This window comes from Burkholderia sp. AU38729, from assembly GCF_020419725.1.
Taxonomy (GTDB): domain Bacteria; phylum Pseudomonadota; class Gammaproteobacteria; order Burkholderiales; family Burkholderiaceae; genus Burkholderia.
This window is the reverse complement of the sequence record NZ_JAIZQO010000032.1, coordinates 1-1350: the sequence shown is the minus strand read 5'-3', so window position 1 is coordinate 1350 and position 1350 is coordinate 1. Positions and strand designations below refer to the sequence as shown.

The 1350-nt window shown below is 62.2% G+C and carries 1 protein-coding gene; it reads right to left on the bottom strand.

The window, feature by feature from the left end:
- Positions 1-19: 19 nt before the first annotated feature.
- A complete protein-coding gene (locus LGM56_RS36670; RefSeq protein WP_413226816.1) occupies positions 20-1294 on the bottom strand; it encodes an IS256 family transposase in 1275 nt (424 codons plus the stop codon).
- Positions 1295-1350 lie beyond the last annotated feature (56 nt).

The following is a 1350-nucleotide window of genomic DNA, read 5'->3' as shown; positions in this document are numbered from 1 at the left end:
GAGGCGGTTGAACAGCACGTTATCCGCGCGCCTGCATAAATCGCTCCCCGAACAGGATAGCAAACTGGTTCATCGCTGATTTCCAGTCGAAGGCGGACCGCACGGTCTTGGCCAGCACGTTGCGCAGCGCCAGCCAGAGCAGCTTGATCGCCGCCTCGTCATTCGGGAAGTGGCCGCGCGTCTTGATGATCTTGCGCAGCTGCATGTTCAGACTTTCTATGGCGTTTGTCGTATATACGACCCGTCTAATCTCCGGCGGGAACACGTAGAACGGTACGACGTGCTCCCATGCCCGCTGCCACGACTGCACGATCGTCGGGTACTTCGCGCCCCAAGGTCCGTCGGCGAAGTCTTGTAGCGCCTGCCTCGCCGCCTCTTCGCTGGCGGCCGCGTAGATCGGGCGTAGCGCGGCGGCGAGCACCTTACGGTCCTTGTAGCTGGCGTATTCGAGGCTGTTGCGGATCAGATGCACGATGCAGGTCTGAACGGTGGTTCGTGGATAGGCCGCGCTGATGGCTTCAGTGAGCCCCTTCAAGCCATCGACCACGGCGATCAGGATGTCCTGGCAGCCGCGCGTCTTCAGTTCGTTGAACACCTTGAGCCAGAACTTGGCGCCCTCGGTCTGCTCGATCCAGAGGCCCAGCACGTCGCGCTGGCCGTCGGCCTGAATGCCCAAGGCCAGATAGACGGCCTTGTTGCTGACCACGCCGTCGTCGCGGATCTTGACCCGCAGCGCGTCGAAGAACACGACCGGATACATCGCTTCGAGCGGGCGGCTCTGCCACGTCAGCGCTTCGGCTATCACCTCGTCGGTGACCGAGCTGATGAAGTCGGGCGAGACTTCAGTGCCGTAGTGCTCGGCCAGAAATCCCTGAATCTCGCGCACGCTCATACCGCGTGCGTACATCGCGATGATGCGTTCGTCGAAGCCGGTGAAACGGCGCTCATGCTTGGGGATCAGGATCGGCTCGAAGCTGCCGTCGCGATCACGGGGCACCTCGACTCGGACCGGGCCGCGATCGGTAATGACCGTCTTGCCGCTGGCGCCGTTGCGCTCGTTGCCCTGACCGGGCGGCTTAGGCTGGCCCGGTGGGTAGCCCAGATGCAGATTCATCTCGGCGCCCATCGCACGCTCGATGACCGCCTTGTTGAATGCCAGCATCAGATCCTGCACCTCGGCCGGCGACATCGGCCCCTTGACCAACTGGTCCAGCAGTTCCTTGGGCAGTTCAGGCAGCGGCCCTCGGGCCGCTGCCTGACGCGCTACAGTTTGTCTCTTTTTCTTCATCGGCATATCCATGGCCTTTACACCTCATGATATGCCTCGCCCACGAAATCACGGATAGGTCC